Here is a 268-nt window from a genome sequence, read left to right on the forward strand (position 1 = left end):
CTCAGAACGAACGCTGGCGGCATGCCTAACACATGCAAGTCGAACGAAGGCTTCGGCCTTAGTGGCGCACGGGTGCGTAACGCGTGGGAATCTGCCCTTAGGTTCGGAATAACAGCTGGAAACGGCTGCTAATACCGGATGATATCGCGAGATCAAAGATTTATCGCCTGAGGATGAGCCCGCGTTGGATTAGGTAGTTGGTGGGGTAAAGGCCTACCAAGCCGACGATCCATAGCTGGTCTGAGAGGATGATCAGCCACACTGGGAC

1 rRNA gene is annotated in these 268 nt (G+C 54.9%); it reads left to right on the plus strand.

Going from position 1 to position 268, the window contains the following annotated elements:
• Positions 1–268 (plus strand): 16S ribosomal RNA (locus SM191_RS19730); the annotation flags it as partial.

It is taken from the genome of Sphingomonas sp. 2378, from assembly GCF_038084995.1.
Taxonomy (GTDB): domain Bacteria; phylum Pseudomonadota; class Alphaproteobacteria; order Sphingomonadales; family Sphingomonadaceae; genus Sphingomonas.